This is a genomic window from Nocardioides sp. NPDC059952 (genome assembly GCF_042730435.1).
Taxonomy (GTDB): domain Bacteria; phylum Actinomycetota; class Actinomycetes; order Propionibacteriales; family Nocardioidaceae; genus Nocardioides.
This window is the reverse complement of sequence record NZ_JBHWLY010000006.1, coordinates 1-26,181: the sequence shown is the minus strand read 5'-3', so window position 1 is coordinate 26,181 and position 26,181 is coordinate 1. Positions and strand designations below refer to the sequence as shown.

Genomic DNA, 26,181 nt, shown 5'->3' with positions numbered 1-26,181 from the left:
CGATCTCCGGCACGACTGGATCACGACCGAACTGGAGTGCACCATGCAGGTAAGGACGACTGCCTCACTCGTCTCGATCGCCCTCGCCGCAGCCCTTCTCGCGGGCTGCGGCGGCAGCGCGGCCGACGAGTCGGGCGCGGCGTCGGGGAAGGTGGACACCGACGCCCCGCTCTACGACGCGCTGCCGAAGAACGTCCAGAACGCCGGGGAGCTGGTGGTCGTGGGCGATGCGCACCCGCCCTATCGCACCGTCGAGAAGGACGGCGAGGTCACCGGCATCGACCCCGACCTGTGGAAGGTGCTGGGCGAGCAGCTCGGGGTACCCGTGCGGATGGAGGTGGCCCAGTCCATGCCCAGCATGCTGACCGGGATGCAGTCCGGTCGGTGGCAGGCCTGGAACGGGCCGGTGCAGGCGAACCCGGAACGCGAGGCTGCTTTCGACGCCATCACCTGGCTGCAGACCCGGACGGCGTACGTCTTCCCGAAGGAGAACGCCGGTGGGCTCGCCGGGGACGAGGCACCGTGCGGCCAGACGATCGCGATCGTGGGCGGCAGCATCACCGAGAGCGAGGTCGAGAAGCTCAACACCTGGTGCACCGAGCAGGGTGAGCCGGCCAACGAGCGCGCCGACTACGCGGACACCAACGCCACGCTGCTGGCGGTGAAGAGCGGCCGAGCGGACGTCGCCGGGATGACCGAGACCGCCGCGCTCGACGTGACGGCCGCTGAGGAGACCTACGGCTACGTCACGCAGACCGACGCCCAGGGATCGGGCGTGAGTCTGCTGGCCCTGCTGACCCCCAAGGACAGCGGCCTGGGAGAGACGCTGTACGAGGCGTTCCAGAACATCTTCGACAACGGTGACTACCAGCAGGTGCTGGAGGAGTGGGGTCTGGAGCCGGTGGCCGTCGAGAAGCCGCTGATCAACCCGACCACGAAGCGTGAGCCCTCATGACGGTGGCTGACACGCTCCTCACGCAGCCGGGTTCGGCGCGACCCGACGCGGCGACCGCTCGGCCGAGGTTCCGGCCGGGGCGGCTGGCGTCCGTGGTGGCGCTCGCGGTCGCCGCCGTTCTGGTCCTGCTGTGGGCGGCGACCAATCCCCGGTTCGAATGGGCCGTCGTCGCGGACCTCATGTTCGACCCGTCGGTGATGTCCGGGCTGGGGATGACCCTCCTCCTCACCGTCGTCTGCATGGCGCTCGGCACCGCCATCGGCACCGCGGCGGCCGCCGGCCAGCTGAGCGACTTCGGCCCGATCCGGTGGACCTGCCAGCTCTACGTCGGTCTGCTGCGGGGCGTACCTCCGCTCGTGCAGCTGATCTTCTGGTTCAACCTCGCCTACCTCGTGCCGCGTCTCTCGGTCGGGTTCGCGTCCTGGTCCGTCAACGACCTCATCACGCCGCTGACCGCCGCGATTATCGGCCTGAGCCTGCACGAGAGCGCGTACATGGCCGAGATCATCCGGGCGGGGATCATGTCGGTCGACGACGGACAGCGCGATGCGGCCCGGGCGATGGGCTACTCGGGGCGTCAGACGTTCTGGAAGGTGGTCTTCCCGCAAGCCCTGCGGGTGATCGTGCCGCCGTCGGGGAGCCAGTTCATCGCGCTGCTCAAGGGCACCTCCCTGGTCAGCGTGATCACCCTGACCGACCTCCTCTACTCCGTGCAGATCATCTACGGCCGGACCTACCAGGTCGTCCCGCTGCTCATCGTGGCCGTGATCTGGTACCTCGTCGTCGTCACGCTGCTGACCCTCGTGCAGCGCCGTATCGAGAGGCGGCTCGGCCGCGGCTACGACCGGTCCACGTCCGCCCGCGCCCGCTCCCTGGAAGGGGATCCCGCATGACACAGGCACCGACGGAACCCGTGATCCGGGTCCAGGGTCTCCGCAAGCACTACGGCGACAAGGTGGCGCTCGACGGCGTCGATCTCGAGGTGAACGAGCAGGAGGTCGTCGCCGTGCTGGGGCCGTCGGGCTCGGGCAAGTCGACCCTGGTGCGATGCATCCATCAGCTCGAGACCATCGAGGGCGGTGCCATGTTCCTCGACGGCGAGCTGCTCGGCTACGAGGCGCACCGCGGCGGTCACCGCACGCTGAGCGATAGCCGGGTGTGCGTGCAGCGCCGGCGGATGGGCATGGTCTTCCAGCAGTTCAACCTGTTCCCGCACTGGACCGTGCTCAAGAACATCACCGAGCCGGCCGTCTCCGTCCACGGTCAGACCCGACGGCAGGCCGAGGAGCGCGCCCGCCACCTCCTCGAGCGGGTCGGCCTGTCGGACAAGGCCGACGCGCATCCGCGCCACCTCTCCGGTGGTCAGCAGCAGCGCGTGGCCATCGCCCGGGCGGTCGCCACCCGGCCCCGAGTGGTGCTGTTCGACGAGCCGACCAGCGCGCTCGACCCGGAGCTGGTCGGGGAGGTTTTGCAGGTCATGAAGGACCTCGCCGAGACCGGGATGACGATGGTCGTGGTCACGCACGAGATGGAGTTCGCCCGCGACGTCGCTGACCGCTGTGTCTTCATGGCCGAGGGCAAGGTCGTCGAAGAGGGGCCCTCGGACCGGTTCTTCTCCGATCCTCGCAGCGAGCGGCTTCGTGCGTTCCTGTCCCGCTACTCCGGCGAGCGCCGCCCGCCGGTCGACCTCGAGAAGGTGTCGTCATGACCGTACGCATCGCCGCAGTCGGCGACATCGTGCTGCAGCAGCCCGAGACCGAGAAGCTCTTCGGGCCCAGCTCCGCGCTCCTGCGCGCCGCCGACGTCGCCATCGGCCAGATCGAGGTGCCGCACACGACCTCGACCGAGACGACCGGCATCACCGTCCCGTCGCCCCCGGCCGAGCCGGAGGCGCTCCGTGCGATGGCGCAGGCCGGCTTCACCATCGGCACGACCGCGGGCAACCACGCCTTCGACCTCGGTACGAAGGGCGTCATCGACACGATCGAGTCGGCCGCCGCCTACGGGATCGCGACGACGGGCACCGGTGCGAACCTCGGCGCCGCGGTCGCCCCGGTGGTGACGTCCGTCCGGGGCCGTACGGTCGGTGTGCTCAGCTACAACTGCGTGGGCCCGCGGGAGTCTTGGGCGACCAGCCTCAAGGCCGGTGCGGCGTACGTCAAGGTGATCACCCACTACGAGCTGGACGACGCCAACCCGGGCAATCCGCCGACCGTCTACACGTTCTGCGACAAGACGTCGCTGCGGGCGATGACCGACCAGATCGCCGCGCTGGCCGAACGGGTCGACGTCGTCGTGGTGGCCCTCCACAAGGGGATCGGCCACACGCCGGCGGTCATCGCCGACTACGAGTTCGAGGTCGCCAGGGCGGCCGTCGACGCCGGCGCCGACCTGGTGGTCGGCCACCACGCGCACATCATGCGCGGCATCGAGATCTATCGGGGCGCTGCGATCTTCCACGGGCTCGGCAACTTCGTCACGGTCACCGACGCGTTGACCCCGGACGCCGACAACGACTCCGAGGAGCTGCGCGCCTGGGCGAAGCGGCGCCGGGAGCTGTACGGCTTCGAGCCCGACCCCACCATGCCGGCGTACCCGTTCCATCCGGAGAGCCGGAACACGGCGATCGCGGTGATCGACGTCGACGAGGACGGTCGCGTGCAGCCCTCCTTCGTCCCGTGCTGGATCGACGAGGAGGCGCGGCCGACCCCGCTGACGCAGGGCGAGGGCGACTCCGTGGTCGCCTACATCGAGGGCATCTCCCGGACGGCCGGGCTGACCACGAGGTTCCGCTGGGCGGACGACGGGAAGGCGGTGGTCGTGTCCTGACCCCCGCTACCCGGAGAGAGCCTCATGGGAGACTCGGACCCCGATCGCGCTCCCGCACTCGTCCTGATCTGAAAGTGGTTCACCCGATGTCTGAAGAGCCTGCGGCCACGCCGCGCCCGGCGGCGCCCGTCGGACCGGAGCGGCTTCCCACGGCGGCGTTCTCGAGGATCGAGTACGTCTCCCAGCGGCTCGCGCGCGCACTCCAGCGGGCGACCGAGCTGATCGCCGCGCGGCAGTCGATCTCGGTCTCGGAGTACCGCATGCTCCTGATCCTGAGCGACCACGTACCGAGGTCGAACGCCGATCTCGCGCGGCTGATGTTCGTCTCCTCCCAGGCCGCTCATCTCGTGCTGTCCGACCTGGTCTCGCGCGGTCTGGTCGAGCGGACCCCGCACCCCGACAACCGGCGGATCAGGCTGGCGCGCCTCACCGAGGAAGGGCTCGCGAAGCTCAACGCCTGCCTGGCCGAGATGATCGCCGTCGAGGACCGCATCTATGCGGGGATGCCGGCTGCCGAGCGTGGTCTCTTGCTCTCTTCGCTCCACCATGCGGCCGAGGTGTTGGCCGGTGGCTACTTCGGAGACGAGGACACCGAGCGCGAAGCGGTTCGGCTGCGTGCGGGGCAGCGCGCAGGAAGCGCTGAGGGCGCCTAGGTCCGAGGGCTGCATCGGGTCTGACTCCGCAGTGGGTTGACGGGCGTGATGCGCGTCACTCACAATTGCCAGGAATCCTGATAAACAGGAATCCTGAATGGAGCCCCCACATGACCCTCACCTCCGGCGGAAGCACGACCGGTCCACGTACGCAGATGGGCCGGATCGTCGCCAGCAGCTTCACGGGCAGCTTGATCGAGTACTACGACTTCCTGCTCTACTCCACCGCCTCGGCCGTGGTCTTCAACGAGGTCTTCTTCTCCAACCTCGACCCGGTGACCGGCACGATCGCGTCCTTCGGCACCTTCGCGGCCGGCTATCTGGCGCGCCCGCTCGGGGGTGTGGTCTTCGGCCACTTCGGCGACCGCCTCGGCCGCAAGAAGATGCTGGTCCTGACCATGCTGATCATGGGTGTGGTCAGCTTCCTGATCGGCTGCCTGCCGACGTACGGCCAGATCGGTGCGGCCGCGCCTGTCCTTCTCGTCCTACTCCGGGTGGTCCAGGGTGTCGCGATCGGCGGCGAGTGGGGTGGCGCGGTCCTGATCACCGCCGAGCACGCCACCTCCCGACGTGGGCTGTGGGCCTCGTTCACCAACGCCGGCGCCCCGGCCGGCATGGTCCTCTCGACCGCGGTGATGGCGGTGATGGCCTCGGTCACCACGCCCGAGCAGTTCACCGCATGGGGCTGGCGGGTGCCGTTCCTGCTCAGCATCGTCCTGCTCGCGGTCGGCCTGTGGATCCGCCTCAGCGTGACCGAGTCGCCCGCCTTCGAGGCCATGAAGGACCGCAAGGCCGAGGCGAAGACGCCGTTGCTGGAGGTCCTCCGCGACCACCCGCGTACGCTCCTGCTGGCCGTCGGCGTCGGGCTCGGTGCCTTCGTCGTGCAGGGCACGCTGACCACCTTCCTGATCTCGTACGCCCTCGGCGCCGGATTCGAGCGCCCCACGGTGCTCAACGCGCTGACGGTCTCCTCGGCCGGTGCGGTCATCGGCATCATCGGCTGGTCCGCGCTCACCGACCGGGTCGGGCGGCGACCTGTGGTGCTCACCGCCGCTGTGGCTACCGCGGTCTTCGCCTACCTGCTCTTCCCGATGCTCGACAGCGGGTCGGTCGCGCTGCTGGTGCTCGCGGTGGTCCTCGGTCAGTCGGTCATCCACGCTGCCTTCTACGGCCCGCTCGCCGCGCTGATGAGCGAGGTCTTCAAGACCTCCTCGCGCTACACCGGTGCCTCGCTGGGCTACCAGCTCGCCGGCATGGGCGCCGGGCTCTCGCCGCTGCTCTTCGCCTCGTTGCAGAAGGCCGGCGCGAGCACGGTCATGCTCTCCACGGTCATCGCAGCCTTCTGCCTGCTGAGCGTGTTCTCCCTGGTCAGGCTGGGGGAGACGAGCGATCGGGAGCTCGTGGAAGCCTGAGCGGGCGCCACGACGGCGGCGTACACACAAGTGTGGATGCGCACAAGTGACCACCGGGAAACCATGGTCAGTGGTTCGTCCAGGGCATTGCATATGAGGGCTTGAACCCCACTCCCTCAGTGCGACCGAAGGATCAGCCATGCAGAGTTCATCCAGACCCGCCCGAAAGCGCGGGAAGCATCGCGGCAGTGCCGTCGGCCAGGGCGCCGCTGCCCTGATCGTCGCAACCGGTCTCGTCGGGACGGCCGCGTCGACCGCCCACGCGGCACCGCTTCCCGCCAGCTCGGCCCCAGGGGTGTCGGTCGCCGGATCGGAGACCGACACCCCCGCCCTCGTCAGCGGTCTGAACGAGCGGACCGAGGGCGCCAGTGCGGCGGCCGCCGCCCGTGGGCACCTCGCCGCCAAGCCCGGCCGCTACCACATCGACAACCCGGGCAAGAACCTCGAGGCGATCGGCACAGAGACAGACGGCGCGAAGGAGACGGTGCGCCTCGAGCAGAAGTATCAGGGCGTCCCGGTGTTCGGCGGGACGTACCTCGTCCGGATGGAGAAGCGTGGCGGCGAGCGGGTCGTCACCGGCACCTCCGGGAAGTACTTCACCGAGCTGAACCTCGACTCGGTCACCCCGAAGGTCTCCGAGAAGGTCGCGATCGAGCGGGCCATCGCCGCGGTCGCCGATCAGCCTGGCGGGCTGCTCCGCAAGGACTCGATCGAGACTGCCAAGGCGTTCACCGGAAAGGTGAACGGTCTGACCGTCCTTCCGCAGGGGAAGGGCCTGCTGACCCGGCACGTCACGGTGACTGGCGTCGGCGCTGACGGGATGCCGGTCAAGCAGGAGGTGTACGTCGACGCCGAAGCCGGCTTCCCGGTGCTGCAGTACAGCTCGATCAAGACCACGGTCGGCACCAGCGGCACCGCGGCCGGCACCTCTGGTGAGGCGGCCGAGACCGGCGAGGCCCCGGAGGTGACGGCGACCACCACGCCGGGTGCGGTCACCGGCACGGGTGTCCGCTACAACGGCGAGACGGTCGAGCTCAACCTCTACCAGACCGGCACCAAGCCGTACCAGATGCTCGACTACAGCAAGCGGGCCGCGGACTCGCCCTTCCAGGGTCAGCTGATCAAGACATACGACGCCAACGGGGCGGACGCGGCCTACGCGTCGGGTCGCTGGCCGAGCCAGGCGACGATCGGCGAGTCCGACACCGCTGAGTTCGGCCAGGAGTTCACCGACGCGGGCATGGTCGACGCGCACTGGGCAGCCGGAAAGGTCTACGACTACTTCAAGTCCAACTTCGACCGAGCCGGGCTCGACGGCACCGACCAGTTCATCAACTCCATCGTCGGCGTCACCGCGAACGGCGGCCCGTTCCCCAACGCCTTCTGGGACGGTCAGAAGATGGTCTACGGCAAGGGCGGCGGGGACTACCGTACGTTCTCCGCGGATGCCGACGTCGTCGGCCACGAGATGAGCCACGGAGTCATCGAGCACACCGCCAACCTGGTCTACGTCGGCCAGTCCGGCGCGATGAACGAGGCGATCGCCGACTACTTCGGCAACGCGATCGACCTCGAGACCAGCAAGATGTCGATGGACGACCCGGACGCCGGGCTGCTGGGTGAGGACCTGTGCATCACGGCGGCCCCGCGCGACTGCGCCCTGCGCGACCTGAACGACGGCGCTACGACCTACGACGACTTCATCGGTGTCACCTACGGTGGTGACAACGGAGGCGTCCACCTGAACTCCACGATCTTCTCCGGTGCGCTGTGGGACATCCGCGAGCAGCTCGGCACCGAGCTCGCGGACCAGATCGTCTACCGCGCCCTGTCGGCGTACATGACCCCGCTCGACGACTTCATGGCCGGCCGTGCCGCGGTCGTCGCTGCCGCAACCGAGCTGGGCGCCACCAAGGTGCAGCTGGCGGTCGTCAAGAACGCGTTCGCCGAGCACGGCATCGAGACGGGTTGGGAGGACCGGCTCGGGGTCGACAGCGACACCCTGATCACCGACAACAACATCGCCGGCACCGGGGTCGGCGCCGGCGGCGGCAAGTACGCCGTCTCCCGCACCAACCAGGACGGCAGCGAGCCGTACTCGGTCTGGCTCGGCAACACCAACGGCAAGGGCCAGCCGGAGCTGGTCAGCGGCAACAACGGCAGCTACAACGTCTACGCCGACACCGACGGCAAGAGCGTGGTGTGGGCCGAGTACACCGGCAGCAACATCCTGACCAAGGTTCGACCGGTCGCGGGCGGGATCACGAAGACCGTCAACTTCTCCCACAACGGGCCGGTCGGGTCCCTCGCGGTCGACGGTGATCTCGCTGTCCGCACCGTGACCGACTACACCACCGGCACCCAGCACGTCGGCTGGCTCAACCTGAAGACCGGCGCGTCCGGTCTGGTCGACCCGGGCACCCCTGCGGTGTCGACGGCGCTGCCGTCGGTCAAGGACGGCAAGATCGCGTACGCGAAGCTGTGGATGGTCCCCGAGGGCTACCGCCTCGGCGTCGAGGTCTTCGACACGGTCGCCGGCACCAAGACCCTGATGCCGATGGACAACACCAAGGTGATGGGCATCGGGCAGACCGCCATCACCGAGGACGGCGTCGTCTGGATCGAGGACAACGACATCAGCGACGCCGGTCAGGCGGCCGTACGCAAGGCCGGCTTCGATGGCTCGAACCCGGTCACGCTGACCCCGGAGGCGGGCACGGGCGCCCTCAGTGCCTACACGCTGACCGCGTCGGACGATGCGGTCACCGTGACCGACATCCCGTTCGCCACCTGGTATGCCAACGAGACGCTGCCGAAGCTCTTCCAGGTGTCCCTGGACGGCACCAGTGGCCCGAAGCGGATGTCCTGCAGCCGAGGCGAGCAGATGTACGCCGCCGCTGACGAGGGCAAGCGGGTGCTGTGGTTCGACGGCACCACCAGCCACACCAACCTGGTGAAGCGGGACCGTCCGGCCGGGCGCTGCTAGTCCACCGATCGGGTAGCGCTTCTCAGCGCTGATGACACAGGCAGCCGGGCTCCCGAGCGGAGCCCGGCTGCCGCGTCACTCCAGCCAACCTCGCCGGCCTGCCTGCACACCGGCCTGGAACCGGGTCGACGCGCCGAGCTTGGCCAGCAGAGCGGTGATCCGGCGGCGTGCGGTGTGGACGTGGACGTCGAGCTGGCGAGCGATCGCCTCGTCCTTGAGCCCGCTCGCGAGCAGGGTCAGCAGAGCGCGCTCCTCTGCGCTGGGGGGACCCGACGGATCGGTGGACACGTCGGAGCTCCCCTGAACGGCTGCCAGGGGCAGTGCGGTGTCCCAGGTCGCCTCGAACAGCGGCACCAGCGCATTCGCGAGCAGTCCGTCGTGGATGATCAGCGCCGACTCCAGCGGGTCGGCCACCCCCGAGGGTGGCAGCATGGCCGTCGTCCGGTCGGCGATCATCAGCTTCGTCGGCAGGTCGGCCCGGATCCGGACCCCCATCCCCAGGTCGGCCAGCTCGCTCACCGCCGGCATCCGCCCGGGCAGGTCCAGACCCTCGGGTGCCATCACGTTGCGCACGTGCACCCCGCGCAGGACCGCCAGGCCGGTCTCGGACTCGGCCGCCGGCGGGCCCTTGGGCAGCTCGTCGTAGGGCGGCAGAGCGTTCTGGGCGTACGGCGGTGCGTTCAGCACCATCAGCTCGGTCCGCGCCGAGGCGATGAGCGCGCCGGCGCGCCGGCCCACCTCCTCGACGCCGACCACGAGCTCGATGCCTTGGACCGCGATCACCTCCGGTGCGGCCGACACGAACCCGGCGGAGAGATCGTCGATCATGCTCGCCGCCGTCTCGAGCTCGGCCAGCTGCGCCTGCCGCTCGGACACCCGGCGATGGTGGAGGACCCGCAGCGCCGCGTAGGGCGCAAGAACCCCGTACGACGTCATGAAGCCCAGCTCCCGGAGCCGCCTCATGGCCGCGCAGGCCGCTTCCTCGGAGACCGCGCCGGCCTTCGCCAGGGTGTCGGCCTCGAGCGGACCGTGCACCGCGAGCGCCACCCGGTAGAGCCGCTCGGTCTCCTCGTCGATCCCGATCCACGGTTGTGCCGAGAGCTCGCCCGTCATCGCTTCGAGCCGATCCGGCGCGAGGTGGAAGGCGGCACACGGACAGCTGTGCCGCGTCGGGCGGCGAGGTATTCGGCGGGCATGCCTGGGCCGGGTCGGACCACGACGTCGTCCGGGGGGATGGTGCCGTGCTGTTCGCAGCGCGACTCCAGGTGGACGGGCTCGCCGCAGTCGGCGTGCAGGTAGTCGATGGGTCGGCCGTCGGGGGCGAACCAGGTGTCTCCCCACTCGGTGAGCGCGATCAGCGCCGGCCGAAGGCCCTGGGCCTTCGCGGTCGGCCGGTAGTCACCGGCGTCGTCACGCGTCATCAGGCCGGTCTCGACGAGCGTGGCGAGGCGCGTCTTCAAGATGTTGGTGGCGATGCCGAGGTTGTGCTGGAAGTCGCCGTAGCGCGTGACCCCGGCGAAGATCGCGTCCCGCAGGATCAGCAGGGTCCATCGCTCGCCGACGATCTCCAGGGAGCGGGCGATGGAGCAGATCTGGCCGTCGTACGTCTTTCCGAGCACGAGGACGACTCTAGCAAATCACTTGCATGATGAAAGTTCCCGTGTCTACGGTGATGCTTGCATGATGCAAGTCACATTCCGAGGAGACAGTTATGAGCGACCTGACCGCAACCTTCACCGTCGACGCCACACCTGCGGAGGCGTACGAGGCCATCAACGACGTACGTTCCTGGTGGGGGCACCACATCGCCGGGCCCACCGACCAGGTCGGTGCCGAGTGGTTCTACCTGGTGCCGGATATCCACTACTCCAAGCAGCTCGTCAAGGAGCTCGTCCCGGGGGAGCGCGTCGTGTGGGAGTTCACCGACGGCTATCTCGACTTCATCGCGGACAAGAAGGAGTGGATCGGCACGACCGGGCGCTTCGACATCGTCCGCGAGGGCGATCAGACCCGGGTGACCTTCACCCACGAGGGCCTCGGGCGCGGGGACGAGTGCTTCGACGTCTGCTACGACGCCTGGACCCACTACATCACCGTCAGCCTCAAGGGCCGGATCGAGTCCGGCGAGGGCACCATCCGGACCCAGGACGAGGACAAGGCCGCCGTCGGCCGCTGACGCTCAGGCGAGGGCGCCCCGGATCTCGTCGATCGTCTGGACGAGCAGCGCGCCGGTGTGCGGCTTCGCAACGCCCATCGTCGGCTCGGGCCACAGGGTGAGGGGGACGCTTCGGCCGTCGGCGGAGGTGATGACGAATCCCTCGACGACCCGCGCGGTGTTGATCCTGACCTCGGCCGCCTCGACGGTCGCGCCCCGGCCAGGAAGCGCGAGCAGACGAGTCGGCTGCCCCGGGCCGCTCTTCCAGACGGACACCTCGTCGGGGCTCACCATGAGGATCGTCGCCGAGGGTTTCCACATCCCCATCTGTGGCCGGGTGAAATAGGCATGCGCCGTCGCCCGGAACGCCGCGAGCGCTCGTCGCTGCCCGCGGACGGTGAGGGCGCCGTACGTCATGAGGCCCACCGGCACGGCGAGCAGGGCGATCACGATCAGGACGAGAAAGACCACGGCAGGTAGTCCACCACGTCCACTGGCGATGAGTGGTCACTTTGGGCCCTCGGGAGCTGCGCGGGAGGGCCGCTCCCATCCGTGCAGCGACGGTGCCGAAGTCGAGCCCTTGGCAGTCGAGCTAGGGGGCAACCAGTCATGACGACATCGTGCGTTCCAACGGAGCCGGGCGCTTGGCTGGAAAGAATCTCGGGTTGGTGGACTCCGGCCGACACACCCGGCCGGCACGCGCCGACCTGGGCGGCGCCGCCCCCAACCTTCGGCGGACGAACGAACTTTCGTTCGCCCTGGTGACGTGAACGAATCTTCGTTCGCCCTGGTGACGTGAACGAATCTTCGTTCGCCCTGGTGACGTGAACGAATCTTCGTTCACCCCACAAGCACTCGGGTCGGTTCAGCGTGCAGGGGCTTGTCTGGAGTACGTGTCACGCATCGTCCGTCCTGGTATTACTGAAATCATGCTGAAGACCTGGACCGGGCGCGGCCGTCTGGCGTTGTACGTCGCCGCGACCGTGCTCGGGATCGTGGAGGCAGCGGTCCTGACCACCGACCCCTACGAGGTCGCGGGCGGGGTCGCGCTGCTGCTCGGGGCCACGCATGCCGCCTCGATCCCGTTGGCGCTCCGGCGCCCGGTGGAGGCTGCCGGGCTCTCCCTGGTCGCGGTCACCGTGGCTGCGGTGGCGGTCGCGCGGCAGAGCCCGGAAGGCTGGCCGTGGATGGTCGCGCCGCCGACGCTGACCCAGCTGTTGGTGCTGGTGGTGCTGACCCTGGTCGCCGGGTGGCGGCTGGCCGCGATCACCCTGGGCATCCAGGTCGCTGTCGGAGTGGTCCTGGCGGTGGTCGGGCTGGCCTGGAACGACCTCGTCCCCTCACTGATCGAGGTGGCCAACTTCGCCTCGCTCGCGCTGCTGCTGGGCGCTCTCGCCACGGTCGCCAGGCGGCTCTCCGAGTCGCGCAGCGCCCTGCGCGAGGAGCACGAGCGCCGCTCGGTCGTCGAGGAGAAGGCGCGCATCGCGCGTGAGCTCCACGACGTGATCGCCCACAACATGTCGCTGATCACCGTCCAGGCCAGATCGGCGCCGCACCGGGTCGACGACGTCAGTCCGGCGGCGGAGGCGGAGTTCGCCGAGATCGCGGATCTGGCGGCCTCGGCGCTTCGGCAGATGCGCGGGGTGCTCGACGTGCTGCGTACCGAGGAGGGGCAGTCGGGCCGGGTCCCTGTGCCGGGCATCGATGGACTGGGCGAGCTGTTCGAGAGCGCTCGCGGGACCGGGCAGCGGGTCGAGGTGCGCGGGGAGCTGCCCGAGCTCACCGACGTGGCCCCCGAGGTCGGCACCGCGGCCTACCGGATCGTGCAGGAGGCGCTCAGCAACGCCCGCCGCCATGCGCCGTCCGAGCCGGTCATCATCGACCTGACGGTCGGTGACGAGGACCTCGATATCCGGGTCGCCAACGCGCTCGACGGCGCAGCCCCGGCCGCTGCCGACGGCGCCGGGGGTCATGGACTGATCGGGATGCGCGAGCGGGCCGGCGCGGTCGGTGGCAGTCTCACCGCCGGTCCCTCCGCCGACGACTTCGTCGTCGAGGCGCGACTCCCCACGCAAACGGCGGTGCGCACCCCGGCCAAACGCGGTAGGAAGACCCCGTGAGCGAGCGCATGCGAGTAAACCATGAGTACAACACGCCGCCGCGTCCGTATTCTGGCGCTCGCGCGACGGGGGTGGCGGCGTGACGGTGAAGATCGTGGTCGTCGACGACCAGGAGATGGTGCGCTCGGGCTTCGTGGCGCTGCTCAGCACGCAGCCGGACATCGAGGTCGTCGGCACCGCGGCGGACGGCTCCGAGGCGTTGCAGGTGGTGCGGCGTACGCATCCCGACGTGGTGCTGATGGACGTCCGGATGCCGGTGATGGACGGCATCGAGGCGCTCCGCCAGCTCTCCGAGAACCCGGCCACCGCGCAGACCAAGGTGGTCATGCTGACCACGTTCGACGCCGATGAGTACGTCCACGAGTCGCTGCGCCTCGGCGCCAGCGGCTTCCTGCTCAAGGACGCCTCGCCCGACGAGCTCGCCGCCGCGATCCGCGTGGTCCATGCCGGCGAGGCCCTGCTCTCGCCGTCGGTGACCCGACAGGTGATCGCGCAGTTCGCCCGCGCGCCACGTCGCCGGAAGGCGGACCCTCGGCTCAAGCAGCTCACCGAGCGCGAGCGCGAGGTGCTCGAGAACATCGCCCGCGGCAGCTCCAACAGCGAGATCGCCGCCGAGCTCTTCCTCGCCGAGCAGACCGTGAAGACCCACGTCAGCCGCATCCTCGGCAAGCTCGGTCTGCGCGACCGCGCCCAGGCCGTCGTCTTCGCCTACGAGAGCGGCCTGGTCGCGCCGCACGTCTAGGGGCGTCCCAGAAGTCGGCGGGCTACCGAGCGGGGCGGGTGCGCCACGCGTCCAGGGCGATGATGCCCAGCATGGCGAGTCCCGCGATCACGGCGGCCGCCGCACCCGCCGTCACCGTCCAGACCGCCGCGAGCAGGAGGCCGACCGCGCCGATCGTCATCAGGGTCGTCCCGATCGTGATGAACAGCGGCGCGTGGAAGGCTCGGGCGTACGGCAGGAAGTGCGCCCCCACGAAGAAGGCGATCACCGCCCCCTCCGCCCCCTCGAGTCCTTGGGCCTCCAGGAGCTTGCGGCCGAGGAAGATGCCGAGAAGCATGAAAGCAATCCCGGCGAGGTAGACGAGCCCGGCCAGCGGCCCCACCTGCTCAGGGGGCGTGAACCGCCGGGGAACCACGAAGACAGCCCAGACGTACGCGATGAGCGCCAGGACCCATGCGGCCAGCGCAGCGGTCGGCCAGCCACCGTCCAGGAGCCCACGGTTGGCGAACACGAACACCGTCGCGCCGACCGCCCCGATCGTGGTCCCCCACACCCGCGGGTCGTGCATCCGCGCACCCCCGCGCGACACCGTTCCGGCGACCTCTGTCATGGCCAGGATCGTAGCGACAGGCTCGTCTAGGGGGCATCCCGCACTACCCCGGTAGGGGGTCGAATGGCTCCCGGGAGTGACGCGCGGCGCGACACCTGATTCCTACCGTCACGGCCATGACAGTTGTGACGCCGCTCAGGTACGGCCTCAACGAGGCCGACGGAACCATCGGACCCCGCCTCCTCGCCTGCGACCCGCCCGGAGGGGCGCGGGTCGTGGAGGTCTTCGGGGACGCCGCCACCGCCGACCACATCGCCGTCGTCGTGCCCGGCAACGGCCACCACCTCGGCAACTACTTCACCAACACAGAGGCCCACTCTCCGCGCTCCCGGGGGCAGCTGCTGCTGCGTACGATGCAGGAGATCGCGCCGGAGAGCCGGTCGGCCGTCGTGGTCTGGCTGGGCTACCACTCGCCGCCGGAGTGGTACAACGCGATCACCAACGTCCCCGCCTACGCCGGGGCGCAGGACCTGGCGAACCTGACCCACTACCTGCCGCGCGCCGCTCACCTCACCCTGATCGGCCACAGCTACGGCTCGACCGTCGCCGGCCTCGCTCTCGCCGGCGCCCGCGCCGAGGACTACGTGGCGCTGGGCAGCGCCGGGATGGGTGCGGTGCGGCGCTCCGAGCTGGGCACCGGCACCCGGCTCTGGGCCGCGTACGGCGAGACCGACCGCATCCGGCTGGTCCCGCGGGTGCGGGTCGGGCGTCTCGGTCTCGGTCGCGGGCCGCTCGAGCTCGGCGCGACCCGGTTCGGGACCGGCGACATCCCCGGCCACTGCGGCTACTACGCCGAGGGCAGCGAGTCGCTGCTCAACATCGCCCGGATCGCGCTGGGTCGCTACGACCAGGTGACCCGGGCCGGCATCACCACCGCCCCGCACAACCCCCGACCCGCCCGGCCCACCCACGACATGGAGGCAGCAGCATGATCACCGACGAACCCGCCATCTGGACCCAGGGGCTCCGCAAGAGCTACCCCGGCCGCGGCGCAGCCCTGGACGGCATCGACCTCGCCGTCCCCGCCGGCACGGTCCACGGCCTGCTCGGCCCGAACGGAGCCGGCAAGACCACGACCGTACGCATCCTGGCCACCCTCGCCAGCTTCGACTCGGGCCAGGCCTGGGTCGCCGGCCGCAACGTCGCCCGTGACCGGGCCGGCGTTCGCGCACGGATCGGCATCGCCGGCCAGTACGCCGCCGTCGACGGCGTCCTGAGCGGTCGGCAGAACCTGGAGATGTTCGCCCGGCTGTACCGGATGCGAGCCCGCGAGGCACGTGCCCGAACCGACGAGCTGCTGGAGCGCTTCGACCTCGTCGAGGCCGCCGACCGCCCGGTGCGCGGCTACTCCGGAGGCATGCGCAGGCGCCTCGACCTGGCCGTCAGCCTGATCCGCAGCCCCCGGGTGCTCTTCCTCGACGAGCCCACCACCGGTCTCGACCCGCGCAGCCGGATCGAGGTCTGGGACGCGGTCCGCGAGCTGGCCGACTCCGGCACGACCGTCCTGCTCACCACCCAGTACCTGGAGGAGGCCGACCGGCTGTGTTCACGCATCACGATGGTCGACCGCGGCCGGGTCGTCGCCGAGGGGACACCCGCCGAGCTCAAGTCCAGCGTCGGCGGCCGCGACCTCGACGAGGCGTTCCTGCTGATCACCGAGGGGGCCTGAGATGACTGTGTCCATTTCTGGGGCGATGACCGACGCAGTCACCGTCCACGGATCACGCATCACGTGGGCGACGGTCGACACCTGGGTCGTGGCCAAGCGCCACCTCCTCCATCTCGTCCGCCGCCCCGACGAGCTCCTCGGCACCCTGATGATCCCGGTGATGGCGGTGGCCATGTTCGGCTTCGTCTTCGGGGAGGCCTTCGGGGTCGCGATGGACGTGCCGGGGGCGGAGTACCGCGAGTTCCTGCTCCCCGGCCTGTTCGCGCTCACCATGGCCTTCGGGATCGGCAACACCACGATCTCGGTCGCCGAGGACGTACGCGGCGGGGTGCTGGACCGGATGCGATCCCTCCCGATGTCGCCGGTCGCGGTGCTGGCCGGGCGCGCCCTGGCAGACATGATCCTGGCCGTGGTCGAGCTGACCATCCTCCTCGCGCTGGGCACCCTGTTCGGCTGGCAGGCCCATCTCGGGCTCGGCGGGGTGATCGTCGCGCTCGGGCTCCTGATCCTCCTCAGGATGGCGTTCTCGTGGGTCGGCATCCTGCTCGGCCTGCTGGTCAGCGGCCCCGAGGCGGCGATGAAGTACTTCGCGCTCGTCTTCCCGCTCGCCATGGTCGCCGACACGATCGTGCCGACCGACCTGATGCCGGGCTGGCTGGCCCTGCCCGCCGAGTGGAACCCGCTCTCCTCGACCGTCATCGCCACCCGCGAGCTCTTCGGCAACATGGCCGCTCCCGCCACCACCTGGGTCGGCGAGCACGCCCTGACCATGGCCGTTCTGTGGCCGGTCGCCATCATCGCGGTCTGCCTGCCGCTGGCCATGGCGCGACTGCGCCGGCTGGGGAGGTGACCACGATGACCACGCTCCCGAGCCAGGCGCGCCGTCAGGTCAACGCCTACACCGAGCTGATGAGTCGCGTCAGGAAAGAGGGTCTCCTGGAGCGGTCGCCGAGGACGTACGCCCGGCGGGTGGCCCTCCTCGGTACCGGCTTCGCGCTCGCGCTGATCGCCCTGCTCGCCCTCGGGCAGACCTGGTGGCAGCTGCTGATCGCGGCGGCCTTCGGGGTCCTGTTCACCCAGACGGCCTTCCTCTCCCACGACGGCGCCCACCGTCAGATCTTCGCCTCGGGCCCGAAGAACGAATGGGCCTCTCGGATCCTCGGCAACCTGGTCGTCGGGCTGAGCTACGGCTGGTGGATGCGCAAGCACACCCGCCACCACGCCAACCCGAACAAGGTCGACGCGGACGAGGACATCCGCCCCTCGGTCCTGCTGTTCACCCCCGAGGATGTCGAGCGACGCACGGGTCTCAAGCGCTGGCTCACCGCCCGCCAGGGATGGCTGTTCTTCCCGCTGCTGACCCTCGAGGGCATCAACCTCCACGTCGGTGCCGTCCTCACCGTGATCAAGGACCGGGACCTCAAGCACCGACGTACGGAGGCAGCGCTCCTCGCGCTGCGGCTGATCGGCTGGCCGGTGCTGGTCTTCTCGGTGCTGGGCCTCGGCCTCGGCGCGGCGTTCCTGGGTGTGCAGCTGGCCGTCTTCGGCGTCTACATGGGCGCCAGCTTCGCCCCCAACCACAAGGGCATGCCGCTGGTCCCGCGCGACACCAGGATCGACTTCCTCTCCCGCCAGGTCCTGACCTCCCGCAACATCCGCGGCGGGCGCTGGGTCGACTGGCTCATGGGTGGCCTGAACCTGCAGATCGAGCACCACCTCTTCCCGAGCATGCCGAGCAGCAGCCTTCGCCGCGCCCAACCGCTGGTCCGCGCCTACTGCGCCGAGCACGGCGTCCCCTACACCGAGGCCGGCCTCCTGGAGTCGTACGCCATCGTCGTCCGCCACCTCAACCGCGTGGGCCTCGGCGACCGCGACCCCTTCGCCTGCCCGTTCGTCGTGGCCAACAGGACAGGCTGACCGTACGGCCGGACATCGCCCATCGTGGGTGAGGAGGGCGGCCCCGGCGTCCGACTACCGTGCTGACGGAGTCCAGGGCCGCCCGGGGAGAGGAATCGCATGCCTTCCGTTGCCGAGTCGCTGCTCTGGATCTCGATCGTCGCCGTCGTGGCTCCCATCGTCGCCGGCTTGATCCCACGCCGCCTGGTCCCGGAGGTCGTCCTTCTCCTCGGACTCGGAATGCTGATCGGGCCGTTCGGGCTCACCTTGGCCGTCGAAGGCCCACCCATCGAGCTGCTGAGCGAGCTCGGCCTGGGCATGCTGTTCCTTCTGGCCGGCTTCGAGATCAAACCTGCGGAGCTGATCGGGCGGGCCGGGCGACGCGCGGGCCTGACCTGGTTGGCGTGTCTCGGCCTTGCGTTCGCCCTCACAGCCTTGCTGGCCACGGTGGGGGTGGTTGACGGAGAGGTGGCCCTGGCCATCGCCCTGACGTCGACCGCCCTGGGAACCCTGCTGCCGATCCTCAAGGACTCTGGCATGACCACAGGACGGGTGGGCGAGTCGGTCCTGCGCCACGGTGCGTACGGCGAGCTCGGGCCCGTCGTGGCCATGGCACTGCTTCTGGGCACCCGCGGCGCGACGACATCGCTCCTGATCCTGCTGGTCTTCGCCGCGGTGGCTCTCCTGCTGACGATCCCGTCGCTTCGACTGCGCGGTGGCAGCTCGTGGTTGCTCGTCCACATTCGTCATGGGGCGGAGTCGACCAGCCAAACCCCGCTGCGGCTGACTCTCCTGCTGCTGGTCACCCTCAGCTTCGTCGCGCACGAGCTCGACCTGGACATCGTGCTCGCTGCGTTCGCAGCCGGTTTCATCCTCCGGCTGGCCCTCCCCGACGGCGACGAGAGGTTCGAGGCACGGCTCGAGGGCATCGCCTTCGGACTGCTCGTGCCCGTGTTCTTCGTGACCTCGGGAATGGCCATCGATCCACGAGCCATCGGGCGCAACCCCGGTGCCTTCGCGGCCGTGCTTGCGCTCATCCTGATCGCCCGCGCCCTTCCCGTGTTCCTCGCCAGCCGTTTTCTCGGGCCACCGCAGGACCGCTTCGACACCCGCGACGGCGCGGCGGTGGCGCTCTTCGCCGCCACCGGGCTGCCCATCATCGTCGCGGTGACCTCGGTCTCGGTGTCATTGGGTGAGATGTCGACCGAGAGCGCCTCGGTGCTCGTCGGCGCCGGTGCTACCACCGTGCTCTTGTTGCCCATGCTTGCGACTGTGCTGTTGGGCCGCTCGCGGCCCCGCGATGAGCCCCGGTCCGGAGCGGACACGCCGACTGACCCTTGAGCGGCCCCGAAGCGCCTACCGTCCGATCGAGACGGTGCGCTCTACGAGGTCGGATCGGCGAGCACCGCTGCCCGGACCCGCCCGTGATCGGAGTAGCCCGCATCAGCCTCCACCGTGCCGCCTCCACCGAGCTTCCTCTCCCACTCCCGGGTGAGGGACTCGGTCTCGCCCGCCTCGCGGGCACGCCGGTCGAAGGTGACCCGGGTGACGTACCCGTCCTCGGACCAGACCAGGACCCCGTCGACCTCGGCCTCGAAGCGCTCGCCGTCGGGCAGGACGAGGACGACGTGGTCGCTGTCGTAGTCGCGGATCCCGGGGAAGTCCTCGTTGTCCTCGGGCAGGCTCGAGAGCAGGACCGGCTCGCGCAGATCGAGCTCGATGGTGTCGGGGTCGCGGACGAGCTGGGCCCACACGACGAGCGTGGCGACGAACAGCACCGGCACGGCGAGGACAGCGACCCCGGACCAGGCCAGCGGCTTGGGATTCTTCCCCGACAACCGGACGACTCCGGCGGCCACGAGCAGGATCAGTGCCACCGCCACGAAGAACAGCAGGACAGCCCCGACGACGATGATCAGAACCGCCCCACCCGCACCCATGGCCCCAGTATCCCGGCCGCACGGTGCCCCGCACGGACGAACGGGCTAGGAGACGGTCGCGACGACGCAGATGGCCAGGGTGGAGAAGTACACGACGCCGGCGAACAGGGCGTGGAACCCGACCCGGAGCGGCAGTCTGCGTCTGAAGATCGAGCGGAGGGCGACCTTGTAGGCGTTGACCGTCGAGAGGTGGCTGCCGCCCATCCGTCGCGTACGCCACAGCAGCATGTTGTCGCCGAAGCCGTTGCCGATGGTGATGAGCAGGAAGGCGGCCCAGGCCCAGAGGACCTGGTCGACCAGGACGTACGCCGTCCAGCAGGCGAGGCCGAGGACGGAGAGTCCGACGTGGGTGAGCACCACCGGTGCCCGGACGCGGCCATGTCGGAACCAGCCTGTCAGCAGCAGGACTCCGACCGCTGCCTGGACGAGCCACGCCACGAGGACGACGTACGACATGGTGTGACCGTACGGGCCCTCGTGGCGCGCTGGACGAGGCGTGTCGGCCATCCCCGATAGAGGGGACGCCGACCGTGTCAGCCGTCAGAACGGGGTCAACGTCACCGCCATCTCGGAGGCGTTGTCCTCGACGTACGAGGCGAAGCCGCCGACGTCGTCGAAGGCGAACCCGTAGGCCTTCCCGTCGACCGTGTTGTCGTGCATCGCCTTGCAGTACGCATGGACCGGGTCGCCCTGGTAGAAGCCGGCAGGGTCGTTCGTGGGCTGGTTCGCGGAGGCGAGCAGCGTGGTCCGGTTGAAGCCCGCGCCGAGCACGGCGGCGACGGGACCGGTGATGCCGTCGTTGGGCGCCGCCAGCGCGCCGTCGCAGAAGAGCACGTCCCGGGTCGAGGGCCGGCTGAACGCCTTCACCCCACCGTCGAAGACGAACTGGTCGCCGCTCACTCGGCCGGTGAAGGTGGTGTTGTTCGCATTCACGACGAGCGACTCGCCGGCGTACTTCGACCACACCTGGTCGATGTAGGAGTCGAAGAACGTCGAGGAGAACTTCCCGGCGTCCAGCCCGTGTCCCGGCGCGATGATGCGACGGTCGTCGACGACGAGGGAGCCGAAGTCGGGCGAGGCCGAGACGGCATCGAAGATCCGCGCGCGGCCGCCCTCGACGAGGGTGCCCGTGGTCGGCGACTCCTCGCCGGTCAGCGCGATCGAGAGCGGCACGCTGAACATGTCGACCATGGTGGTGTTGCAGTAGATCCGGCCGCTCTTGTAGGTGAACTCGACGCAGTCGTGCAGCACGCCGTAGCTGGGGTCGGACTCGACCCATGCCGCCGGATAGGCGAGCGCGTTGCCCTCGTTGACCTTGAACTTCAGCTTGTCGCCGAGCGAGAAGTAGATCCGGCCCGACATGTCGGCGGGGATCTGGGAGAGCGTGTCGCCGCTCCCCGAGAACGGGATCGCGTAGTCGGCGTAGCCGTCGGCGCCGTTGTCGGCGAGCGAGACGGGCACGAGCGTGCCTTCGGGCGTGACCCGGGACTGCTCGCCCGTGGCCAGGTTGGTGCCGACGATGTAGAAGTGGATGGAGGCGTTGTCGTACGCGCCGGTCCGGTTGGCGAAGCGGAGCTGGATGGTGGCCTGGGCTCCGAGTCGTTGCGGGCGCATCGCTTGTGCGGCCTGCCAGCCGGTCCCGCCGAGGAGTGGCACGGCGAAGGCGGCAGAGGTGGCGGCGAGTACAGATCGTCTGGTCAGCATGGGACCTCCCGAGTGGGGCTGTAGGAACCCGAATTACAGTAAGGGTCCTTTACAGTAAAAGTCTATGCCAACCGATCGACGGTCTGAGTTGTTACAACTACCGATCAGATGACCAAAACAGCCGCCCGGGGGCAGCGGATGTTTCGTCAACCTCGCTAGCCTGAATGCTTGTGAAAGTTGTCGTGCTCACCGGAGCCGGGATCTCCGCCGAGAGCGGTCTCGCGACCTTCCGGGATGCTGATGGGCTCTGGCAGGGTCACCACGTGGACAACGTGGCGACACCCGAGGCGTTCCATCGTGATCCCGCGACCGTCCATCGGTTCTACGACGACCGCCGCCGGGAGCTGCGTGCGGTGGTGCCCAACCCTGCCCACCTCGCCTTGGCCAGGCTCGAGCAGGTCCTCGGCGACGAGCTGCTCGTGGTCACGCAGAACGTCGACGACCTCCATGAGCGCGCCGGCTCCCGTCGGGTGGTGCACATGCACGGCGAGCTGCTCTCGGCGCTCTGCGACTCCTGTCAGGGCCGGTTCGCCTGGGACGACGATCTGGCTGACGGGCCGGCCTGCCCGGGCTGCGGCAACGACATGCTGAGGCCCGACGTGGTGTGGTTCGGTGAGATGCCCTACGACCTCGACCTGATCGAGCGGGCGCTCGTCCGGGCCGACCTCTTCGTCGCCATCGGCACCAGCGGCGCGGTCTACCCGGCCGCCGGTTTCGTACGCATGGCCACCCGTGCCGGGGCCAAGACGCTCGAGCTCAACCTGGACTCGTCCGAGACCTCGCACCTCTTCGACGACGCCCGTCAGGGGCCGGCCGGGAAGCTCGTGCCCGAGTGGGTTGCCGACGTACAGGCCCTCTCGCGTTGACCCCTTCGTAATTTCTGTCACGATAGGCCGCGTGTTCCGCAGAGCCGTGCCCCTGAGTGTCCTCATCGTCGCGCTGACCAGCGCTCTCGCCGGCTGTGGTGACGAGGAGGGATCGCTGTCCCAGGCGCGTGACTACGCGAAGGAGCCCGGCAACCAGATCGCCGAGGATGCCCGCGCGGCGATGCACGACATCAAGACCGTGCATGTCGAGGGCGACGTGCTCGACTCGCAGAGCACCAAGATCACCGTCGACCTCGACGTCTCTGCCGACGACGCCTGCGTCGGCAAGGTCAGCATCGGCGACGGCCAGATCTCGCTGCGCTCCATCGACGGCTCGGCCTGGTACCAGGGTGACGAGGAGTTCTGGAAGTCGATCGCACCGGCCAAGGGTGAGGGTGAGCGCATCGCCAAGCGGGTCGGTGAGAAGTGGGTGAAGCTCGAGGGCGAGCTGGCCAGCCTCCGCGCCTTCTGCAGCATCGACAGCCTCACCGCCCAGATGGTCCCGCCGGAGGCCGAGGCCCAGGCGATCGGTCCGGCGATGGCCGCCGACGGCCCCGCTGTCCGCCTCGACGTCACCCACGGCGAGACCGAGAGCCGGACGTACGTCCGGGCCTCGGAGCCCCACCGGATCGTGAAGTGGACCCAGGGCAGCTCCGGCGAGCTCACCTTCTCCGACTTCGACAAGGAGTTCCAGGTCGAGGAGCCCGCCGCCGACGAGGTCTTCGACCTCGCCGAGCTGGAGAAGTGAGAACGACCGCACCGTTATTCTCAGTTTTCGGGAAAACTGAGAACACCGACCTCGACGTACGCATCGCGGCCCGCGCGCGGGAGGAATGACTCTGTAGGAATGAATGCGCGGTCGTGAGGATTGCTAAGTAATGTGCCTACCTCGACCCGACCCACGCGCAGCTCTGTAGGACTTCGTAGCGAACGAGGTCCCATCCTGCTCGCGGTGATGGTGTCGCTGAGCCTGGTCGCGATCGACATGACGATCCTGGCGACGGCGGTGCCGAGCGTGGTCAAGGATCTCGGTGGTTTCGAGCAGTTCCCGTGGCTCTTCTCGATCTACGTGCTGGCCACCGCGGTGACCACGCCGCTCTACGCCAAGGTCGCCGACCGGCTCGGGCGCAAGCCGGTGATGATCGCGGGGATCGTCGCGTTCCTGGTCGGGTCGCTGCTGTGCGGTCTGGCGTGGTCGCTGACCGCGCTGATCGTCTTCCGGGCGATCCAGGGGATCGGTGCCGGGGCGATCCAGCCGATGGCGATGACGATCGTCTCCGATATCTACACGCTGGAGGAGCGCGCGGTCGCGACGTCGTACGTCGCCTCGGTCTGGGCCACCGCTGCCATCGTCGGGCCGACGCTCGGCGGCCTCTTCGCCGACTACCTCGACTGGCGGCTGATCTTCCTCATCAACCTGCCGGTCGGGGCGGTCGCGCTGTGGCTGCTGCGCCACTTCCACGAGGAGCGGCGCCCGGCGACCGATCCGCGCGCCATCGACTGGTCCGGCGCCGGGCTGCTCACCGTCGGCGGGATCGCGCTGCTGCTCGGGCTGCTCGAGGGCGGGCACGCCTGGGCGTGGGCTTCCTGGCCGTCCTACCTGATCTTCGCGGTCGGCATCGCGGCCCTGGTCGCCTTCGGGTTCGTCGAACGCCGCGCCGCCGACCCGGTGCTGCCACCGTGGGTGCTGCGCCACCGTGTCCTCGCGCCGGCCAACGCCGCCAGCCTGATCGTCGGCGTGGTGATGCTCGGGCTCACGACGTACGTCCCGCTCTATGCCCAGAGCGTGCTCGGTCACTCGGCGCTGGTGGCCGGGTTCGCGCTCGCCGGGATGAGCATCGGCTGGCCGATCGCCGCCGCCACCGCGGGCCGGATCTACCTTTCTCGGGGGTTTCGGACCGCCGTCGGGCTCGGTGCGGTGCTGGTCGTCGTCGGCGGACTGGTGCTCATCACGGTCGGCGAGACGTCGTCGATCTGGCACCTGGCGATCCCGTGCTTCGTGCTCGGCCTCGGGTTCGGCTGGTCGGTCAACCCGGGCATCGTCGCCGCCGGGTCGGCGGTCGACTGGGAGGTGCGCGGGGTGGCGACCGGGTCCAACATGTTCGCCCGCTCGGTCGGCTCGGCGCTGGGCGTCGCGCTCTTCGGTGCGGTCGCGAACGGGCTGGTCCGCAGGGAATACGCCGGGGGAGAGGTGCCGCCCCTGGAGGCCCTGCCGGCCGACGTCCTCGCGCCGGCGCTGCACACCGTCTTCATCGTCGGCCTGATCGTCTCGTTGCCGCTGCTGGTGGTGGCGTGGCGTACGCCTGTCCGGATCCGGCAGGACTGATCCGGATTGAATTCTGAGAGGGTTACCACCGAGTAACCACTGCGTCGTAGACTCCGAGGCATGCTGAAGCGCGACCACTATGAGGAAGACCACGAGGACTTCCGAGCCTCCGTCCAGCAGTGGCTGGAGCGTTCGGTCAAGCCCCACACCGACAAGCACATCGCCGACAAGGCGCTGCCCCGCGAGTTCTGGCTGGAGGCTGGCGAGAACGGCTTCCTCGGTCTCGCGATCCCGGAGGAGTACGGCGGCGCCGGCGCCGACGACTTCCGCTTCAACGCGGTCCTCGCCGAGGAGCTCGCCAAGATCGGCGCGGCCTACCCGACCTGCGTCGGCATCCACTCCGACATCACCGCCCCCTACCTGGTCCGCCTCGGCACCGAGGAGCAGAAGCAGCGCTGGCTCCCGGGCGTTGCCTCCGGCGAGATCCTGCTCGCGATCGGCATGACCGAGCCCTCCGGTGGCTCCGACCTGGCCGCGCTGAAGACCACCGCGGTCCGCGACGGCGACGAGTGGGTCATCAACGGCTCCAAGACCTTCATCACCAACGGCTACTCCTGCGACCTGGTCATCACCGCGGTCCGCACCGACCCGGAGAAGGGCGCCAAGGGCATCACCCTCTTCGCGATCGAGGCGACCAAGGAGGGCTTCTCGCGCGGTCGCAAGCTCGACAAGGTCGGCATGGAGGAGTCCGACACCGCCGAGCTCTTCTTCGAGAACGTACGCGTCACCGACGCCGAGGTCATCGGCGAGCTCAACCGCGGCTTCATCCACATGATGGAGGAGCTCCCGCAGGAGCGCGTCTCGTGCGCGGTCGCCAACGTCGCGCAGGCCAAGCAGATCCTGCTCGAGACCGTGCAGTACGCCAAGGACCGCAAGGCCTTCGGCCAGTCCATCGGCGCCTTCCAGCACAACAAGTTCCTGCTCGCCGAGCTGGTCACCCAGATCGAGGTCGCCGAGGCGTACGTCGACAAGTGCGTCGCCGCGCACGCCCGCGGTGAGCTCACCCCGGTCGAGGCGTCCAAGGCCAAGTGGTGGTCCTCGCAGGCGCAGTCCGAGGTGCTCGACCACTGCGTCCAGATCCACGGCGGCTACGGCTTCATGAACGAGTACCGCGTCGCTCGCGCCTGGCGTGACGCCCGCGTCACCAAGATCTGGGCCGGCTCCAACGAGATCATGAAGGAGCTCATCGGCCGAGACCTCGGCTTCTGACCTGGCCTCGGTGGTCGAGCTTGTCGAGACCCGTACGCCGCGGGGGGGCGCGCCCCCGGGGGGGCCCCCCCCGGGGGTGGTGGGGGCGCGCGGGGGGGGGGGGGTGGGGTTTAAACAAAAGAAGCGGCCC

26 protein-coding genes are annotated in these 26,181 nt (G+C 69.4%); 19 read left to right on the top strand and 7 right to left on the bottom strand.

Annotation, left to right across the window (positions count from 1 at the left end; all coding sequences use genetic code 11):
- Nucleotides 1-43 precede the first annotated feature (43 nt).
- The 7 genes from ACFV9G_RS04295 to ACFV9G_RS04265 all read left to right on the top strand — a co-directional run bounded on the left by ACFV9G_RS04295 (nucleotide 44) and on the right by ACFV9G_RS04265 (nucleotide 8,835).
- A complete protein-coding gene (locus ACFV9G_RS04295) occupies nucleotides 44-955 on the top strand; it encodes a transporter substrate-binding domain-containing protein (RefSeq protein WP_378725188.1) in 912 nt (303 codons plus the stop codon).
- Entirely contained in the window at nucleotides 952-1,848 is an 897-nt protein-coding gene (locus ACFV9G_RS04290) for an amino acid ABC transporter permease (protein WP_378725187.1), read from the top strand. The genes ACFV9G_RS04295 and ACFV9G_RS04290 overlap by 4 nt, the downstream gene beginning before the upstream one ends.
- Nucleotides 1,845-2,663: an amino acid ABC transporter ATP-binding protein gene (locus ACFV9G_RS04285; RefSeq protein ID WP_378725185.1), complete on the top strand. Its 819-nt coding sequence runs from the start codon at nucleotides 1,845-1,847 to the stop codon at nucleotides 2,661-2,663. Before ACFV9G_RS04290 ends, ACFV9G_RS04285 begins: the two co-directional genes overlap by 4 nt.
- Nucleotides 2,660-3,784 carry a CapA family protein gene (locus ACFV9G_RS04280; protein WP_378725183.1) on the top strand — a complete coding sequence of 375 codons (1,125 nt, stop codon included), beginning with the start codon at nucleotides 2,660-2,662 and terminating at the stop codon, nucleotides 3,782-3,784. The genes ACFV9G_RS04285 and ACFV9G_RS04280 overlap by 4 nt, the downstream gene beginning before the upstream one ends.
- An 86-nt stretch (nucleotides 3,785-3,870) precedes the next feature.
- The gene (locus tag ACFV9G_RS04275) at nucleotides 3,871-4,437 is read left to right on the top strand and encodes a MarR family winged helix-turn-helix transcriptional regulator (RefSeq protein WP_378725181.1); all 567 of its coding nucleotides are present in this window, start codon (nucleotides 3,871-3,873) and stop codon (nucleotides 4,435-4,437) included.
- 110 nt (nucleotides 4,438-4,547) lie between these two features.
- On the top strand, nucleotides 4,548-5,849 hold the full coding sequence (locus tag ACFV9G_RS04270) for an MFS transporter (RefSeq protein WP_378725179.1): 1,302 nt from the start codon (nucleotides 4,548-4,550) through the stop codon (nucleotides 5,847-5,849).
- 139 nt (nucleotides 5,850-5,988) lie between these two features.
- On the top strand, nucleotides 5,989-8,835 hold the full coding sequence (locus tag ACFV9G_RS04265; protein ID WP_378725177.1) for a M4 family metallopeptidase: 2,847 nt from the start codon (nucleotides 5,989-5,991) through the stop codon (nucleotides 8,833-8,835).
- A gap of 75 nt (nucleotides 8,836-8,910) precedes the next feature.
- On the opposite strand, the gene ACFV9G_RS04260 is transcribed toward ACFV9G_RS04265, so the two are convergent.
- On the bottom strand, nucleotides 8,911-9,948 hold the full coding sequence (locus ACFV9G_RS04260; protein ID WP_378725175.1) for a hypothetical protein: 1,038 nt from the start codon (nucleotides 9,946-9,948) through the stop codon (nucleotides 8,911-8,913).
- A complete protein-coding gene (locus ACFV9G_RS04255; RefSeq protein WP_378725173.1) occupies nucleotides 9,945-10,454 on the bottom strand; it encodes a winged helix-turn-helix transcriptional regulator in 510 nt (169 codons plus the stop codon). Before ACFV9G_RS04255 ends, ACFV9G_RS04260 begins: the two co-directional genes overlap by 4 nt.
- 92 nt (nucleotides 10,455-10,546) lie before the next feature.
- Here ACFV9G_RS04255 and ACFV9G_RS04250 point away from each other — a divergent pair, with 92 nt between their 5' ends.
- Complete coding sequence (locus ACFV9G_RS04250; protein ID WP_378725171.1) at nucleotides 10,547-11,011, top strand: SRPBCC domain-containing protein; 465 nt, start codon at nucleotides 10,547-10,549, stop codon at nucleotides 11,009-11,011.
- Between the two features lie 3 nt (nucleotides 11,012-11,014).
- Here ACFV9G_RS04250 and ACFV9G_RS04245 read toward each other — a convergent pair whose 3' ends face one another.
- A complete protein-coding gene (locus tag ACFV9G_RS04245) occupies nucleotides 11,015-11,461 on the bottom strand; it encodes a hypothetical protein (RefSeq protein ID WP_378725169.1) in 447 nt (148 codons plus the stop codon).
- A 458-nt stretch (nucleotides 11,462-11,919) separates the two neighbouring features.
- Between ACFV9G_RS04245 and ACFV9G_RS04240 the strand changes: the two genes are divergently transcribed.
- Together ACFV9G_RS04240 and ACFV9G_RS04235 are read left to right on the top strand one after the other, a co-directional pair.
- Nucleotides 11,920-13,110, top strand: a complete 1,191-nt coding sequence (locus ACFV9G_RS04240) for a sensor histidine kinase (protein ID WP_378725167.1) — start codon at nucleotides 11,920-11,922, stop codon at nucleotides 13,108-13,110.
- 79 nt (nucleotides 13,111-13,189) lie between these two features.
- Nucleotides 13,190-13,852 carry a response regulator gene (locus ACFV9G_RS04235; RefSeq protein ID WP_378725165.1) on the top strand — a complete coding sequence of 221 codons (663 nt, stop codon included), beginning with the start codon at nucleotides 13,190-13,192 and terminating at the stop codon, nucleotides 13,850-13,852.
- Nucleotides 13,853-13,874: 22 nt separating this feature from the next.
- Here ACFV9G_RS04235 and ACFV9G_RS04230 read toward each other — a convergent pair whose 3' ends face one another.
- Nucleotides 13,875-14,441 carry a hypothetical protein gene (locus ACFV9G_RS04230; RefSeq protein WP_378725164.1) on the bottom strand — a complete coding sequence of 189 codons (567 nt, stop codon included), beginning with the start codon at nucleotides 14,439-14,441 and terminating at the stop codon, nucleotides 13,875-13,877.
- 116 nt (nucleotides 14,442-14,557) lie between these two features.
- On the opposite strand from ACFV9G_RS04230, the gene ACFV9G_RS04225 reads away from it, so the two are divergent.
- The 5 genes from ACFV9G_RS04225 to ACFV9G_RS04205 all read left to right on the top strand — a co-directional run bounded on the left by ACFV9G_RS04225 (nucleotide 14,558) and on the right by ACFV9G_RS04205 (nucleotide 19,347).
- Complete coding sequence (locus ACFV9G_RS04225; protein ID WP_378725162.1) at nucleotides 14,558-15,373, top strand: alpha/beta hydrolase; 816 nt, start codon at nucleotides 14,558-14,560, stop codon at nucleotides 15,371-15,373.
- On the top strand, nucleotides 15,370-16,110 hold the full coding sequence (locus tag ACFV9G_RS04220) for an ABC transporter ATP-binding protein (RefSeq protein ID WP_378725160.1): 741 nt from the start codon (nucleotides 15,370-15,372) through the stop codon (nucleotides 16,108-16,110). The genes ACFV9G_RS04225 and ACFV9G_RS04220 overlap by 4 nt, the downstream gene beginning before the upstream one ends.
- A 25-nt stretch (nucleotides 16,111-16,135) precedes the next feature.
- Nucleotides 16,136-16,960: an ABC transporter permease gene (locus tag ACFV9G_RS04215; RefSeq protein ID WP_378725158.1), complete on the top strand. Its 825-nt coding sequence runs from the start codon at nucleotides 16,136-16,138 to the stop codon at nucleotides 16,958-16,960.
- Nucleotides 16,961-16,965: 5 nt separating this feature from the next.
- On the top strand, nucleotides 16,966-18,027 hold the full coding sequence (locus ACFV9G_RS04210; RefSeq protein ID WP_378725156.1) for a fatty acid desaturase family protein: 1,062 nt from the start codon (nucleotides 16,966-16,968) through the stop codon (nucleotides 18,025-18,027).
- Nucleotides 18,028-18,126: 99 nt separating this feature from the next.
- Nucleotides 18,127-19,347 carry a cation:proton antiporter gene (locus tag ACFV9G_RS04205; RefSeq protein ID WP_378725154.1) on the top strand — a complete coding sequence of 407 codons (1,221 nt, stop codon included), beginning with the start codon at nucleotides 18,127-18,129 and terminating at the stop codon, nucleotides 19,345-19,347.
- Nucleotides 19,348-19,388: 41 nt separating this feature from the next.
- Here ACFV9G_RS04205 and ACFV9G_RS04200 read toward each other — a convergent pair whose 3' ends face one another.
- The 3 genes from ACFV9G_RS04200 to ACFV9G_RS04190 all read right to left on the bottom strand — a co-directional run bounded on the left by ACFV9G_RS04200 (nucleotide 19,389) and on the right by ACFV9G_RS04190 (nucleotide 21,650).
- Nucleotides 19,389-19,946, bottom strand: coding sequence for a hypothetical protein (locus tag ACFV9G_RS04200; protein ID WP_378725152.1), 558 nt, complete (start codon nucleotides 19,944-19,946; stop codon nucleotides 19,389-19,391).
- A 45-nt stretch (nucleotides 19,947-19,991) separates the two neighbouring features.
- Complete coding sequence (locus ACFV9G_RS04195; RefSeq protein ID WP_378725150.1) at nucleotides 19,992-20,402, bottom strand: hypothetical protein; 411 nt, start codon at nucleotides 20,400-20,402, stop codon at nucleotides 19,992-19,994.
- Between the two features lie 84 nt (nucleotides 20,403-20,486).
- Entirely contained in the window at nucleotides 20,487-21,650 is a 1,164-nt protein-coding gene (locus ACFV9G_RS04190; RefSeq protein WP_378725148.1) for a beta-1,3-glucanase family protein, read from the bottom strand.
- A gap of 164 nt (nucleotides 21,651-21,814) precedes the next feature.
- Between ACFV9G_RS04190 and ACFV9G_RS04185 the strand changes: the two genes are divergently transcribed.
- The 4 genes from ACFV9G_RS04185 (at nucleotide 21,815) to ACFV9G_RS04170 (ending at nucleotide 26,051) form a co-directional block, all read left to right on the top strand.
- On the top strand, nucleotides 21,815-22,516 hold the full coding sequence (locus ACFV9G_RS04185; RefSeq protein ID WP_378725146.1) for an NAD-dependent deacylase: 702 nt from the start codon (nucleotides 21,815-21,817) through the stop codon (nucleotides 22,514-22,516).
- A 31-nt stretch (nucleotides 22,517-22,547) separates the two neighbouring features.
- Entirely contained in the window at nucleotides 22,548-23,264 is a 717-nt protein-coding gene (locus tag ACFV9G_RS04180; protein ID WP_378725144.1) for a hypothetical protein, read from the top strand.
- Between the two features lie 207 nt (nucleotides 23,265-23,471).
- Nucleotides 23,472-24,842 carry an MDR family MFS transporter gene (locus tag ACFV9G_RS04175; protein WP_378725367.1) on the top strand — a complete coding sequence of 457 codons (1,371 nt, stop codon included), beginning with the start codon at nucleotides 23,472-23,474 and terminating at the stop codon, nucleotides 24,840-24,842.
- A gap of 60 nt (nucleotides 24,843-24,902) precedes the next feature.
- Nucleotides 24,903-26,051, top strand: coding sequence for an acyl-CoA dehydrogenase family protein (locus ACFV9G_RS04170; protein ID WP_378725142.1), 1,149 nt, complete (start codon nucleotides 24,903-24,905; stop codon nucleotides 26,049-26,051).
- Nucleotides 26,052-26,181 lie beyond the last annotated feature (130 nt).

Bases quoted from the DNA above. Each gene is read 5' to 3' on its own strand.
- ACFV9G_RS04295 (WP_378725188.1), top strand. From the start codon at position 44: ATGCAGGTAAGGACGACTGCCTCACTCGTCTCGATCGCCCTCGCCGCA.
- ACFV9G_RS04290 (WP_378725187.1), top strand. From the start codon at position 952: ATGACGGTGGCTGACACGCTCCTCACGCAGCCGGGTTCGGCGCGACCC.
- ACFV9G_RS04285 (WP_378725185.1), top strand. From the start codon at position 1,845: ATGACACAGGCACCGACGGAACCCGTGATCCGGGTCCAGGGTCTCCGC.
- ACFV9G_RS04280 (WP_378725183.1), top strand. From the start codon at position 2,660: ATGACCGTACGCATCGCCGCAGTCGGCGACATCGTGCTGCAGCAGCCC.
- ACFV9G_RS04275 (WP_378725181.1), top strand. From the start codon at position 3,871: ATGTCTGAAGAGCCTGCGGCCACGCCGCGCCCGGCGGCGCCCGTCGGA.
- ACFV9G_RS04270 (WP_378725179.1), top strand. From the start codon at position 4,548: ATGACCCTCACCTCCGGCGGAAGCACGACCGGTCCACGTACGCAGATG.
- ACFV9G_RS04265 (WP_378725177.1), top strand. From the start codon at position 5,989: ATGCAGAGTTCATCCAGACCCGCCCGAAAGCGCGGGAAGCATCGCGGC.
- ACFV9G_RS04260 (WP_378725175.1), bottom strand. From the start codon at position 9,948: ATGACGGGCGAGCTCTCGGCACAACCGTGGATCGGGATCGACGAGGAG.
- ACFV9G_RS04250 (WP_378725171.1), top strand. From the start codon at position 10,547: ATGAGCGACCTGACCGCAACCTTCACCGTCGACGCCACACCTGCGGAG.
- ACFV9G_RS04240 (WP_378725167.1), top strand. From the start codon at position 11,920: ATGCTGAAGACCTGGACCGGGCGCGGCCGTCTGGCGTTGTACGTCGCC.
- ACFV9G_RS04230 (WP_378725164.1), bottom strand. From the start codon at position 14,441: ATGACAGAGGTCGCCGGAACGGTGTCGCGCGGGGGTGCGCGGATGCAC.
- ACFV9G_RS04225 (WP_378725162.1), top strand. From the start codon at position 14,558: ATGACAGTTGTGACGCCGCTCAGGTACGGCCTCAACGAGGCCGACGGA.
- ACFV9G_RS04220 (WP_378725160.1), top strand. From the start codon at position 15,370: ATGATCACCGACGAACCCGCCATCTGGACCCAGGGGCTCCGCAAGAGC.
- ACFV9G_RS04215 (WP_378725158.1), top strand. From the start codon at position 16,136: ATGACCGACGCAGTCACCGTCCACGGATCACGCATCACGTGGGCGACG.
- ACFV9G_RS04210 (WP_378725156.1), top strand. From the start codon at position 16,966: ATGACCACGCTCCCGAGCCAGGCGCGCCGTCAGGTCAACGCCTACACC.
- ACFV9G_RS04205 (WP_378725154.1), top strand. From the start codon at position 18,127: ATGCCTTCCGTTGCCGAGTCGCTGCTCTGGATCTCGATCGTCGCCGTC.
- ACFV9G_RS04200 (WP_378725152.1), bottom strand. From the start codon at position 19,946: ATGGGTGCGGGTGGGGCGGTTCTGATCATCGTCGTCGGGGCTGTCCTG.
- ACFV9G_RS04195 (WP_378725150.1), bottom strand. From the start codon at position 20,402: ATGTCGTACGTCGTCCTCGTGGCGTGGCTCGTCCAGGCAGCGGTCGGA.
- ACFV9G_RS04190 (WP_378725148.1), bottom strand. From the start codon at position 21,650: ATGCTGACCAGACGATCTGTACTCGCCGCCACCTCTGCCGCCTTCGCC.
- ACFV9G_RS04185 (WP_378725146.1), top strand. From the start codon at position 21,815: ATGCTTGTGAAAGTTGTCGTGCTCACCGGAGCCGGGATCTCCGCCGAG.
- ACFV9G_RS04175 (WP_378725367.1), top strand. From the start codon at position 23,472: ATGGTGTCGCTGAGCCTGGTCGCGATCGACATGACGATCCTGGCGACG.
- ACFV9G_RS04170 (WP_378725142.1), top strand. From the start codon at position 24,903: ATGCTGAAGCGCGACCACTATGAGGAAGACCACGAGGACTTCCGAGCC.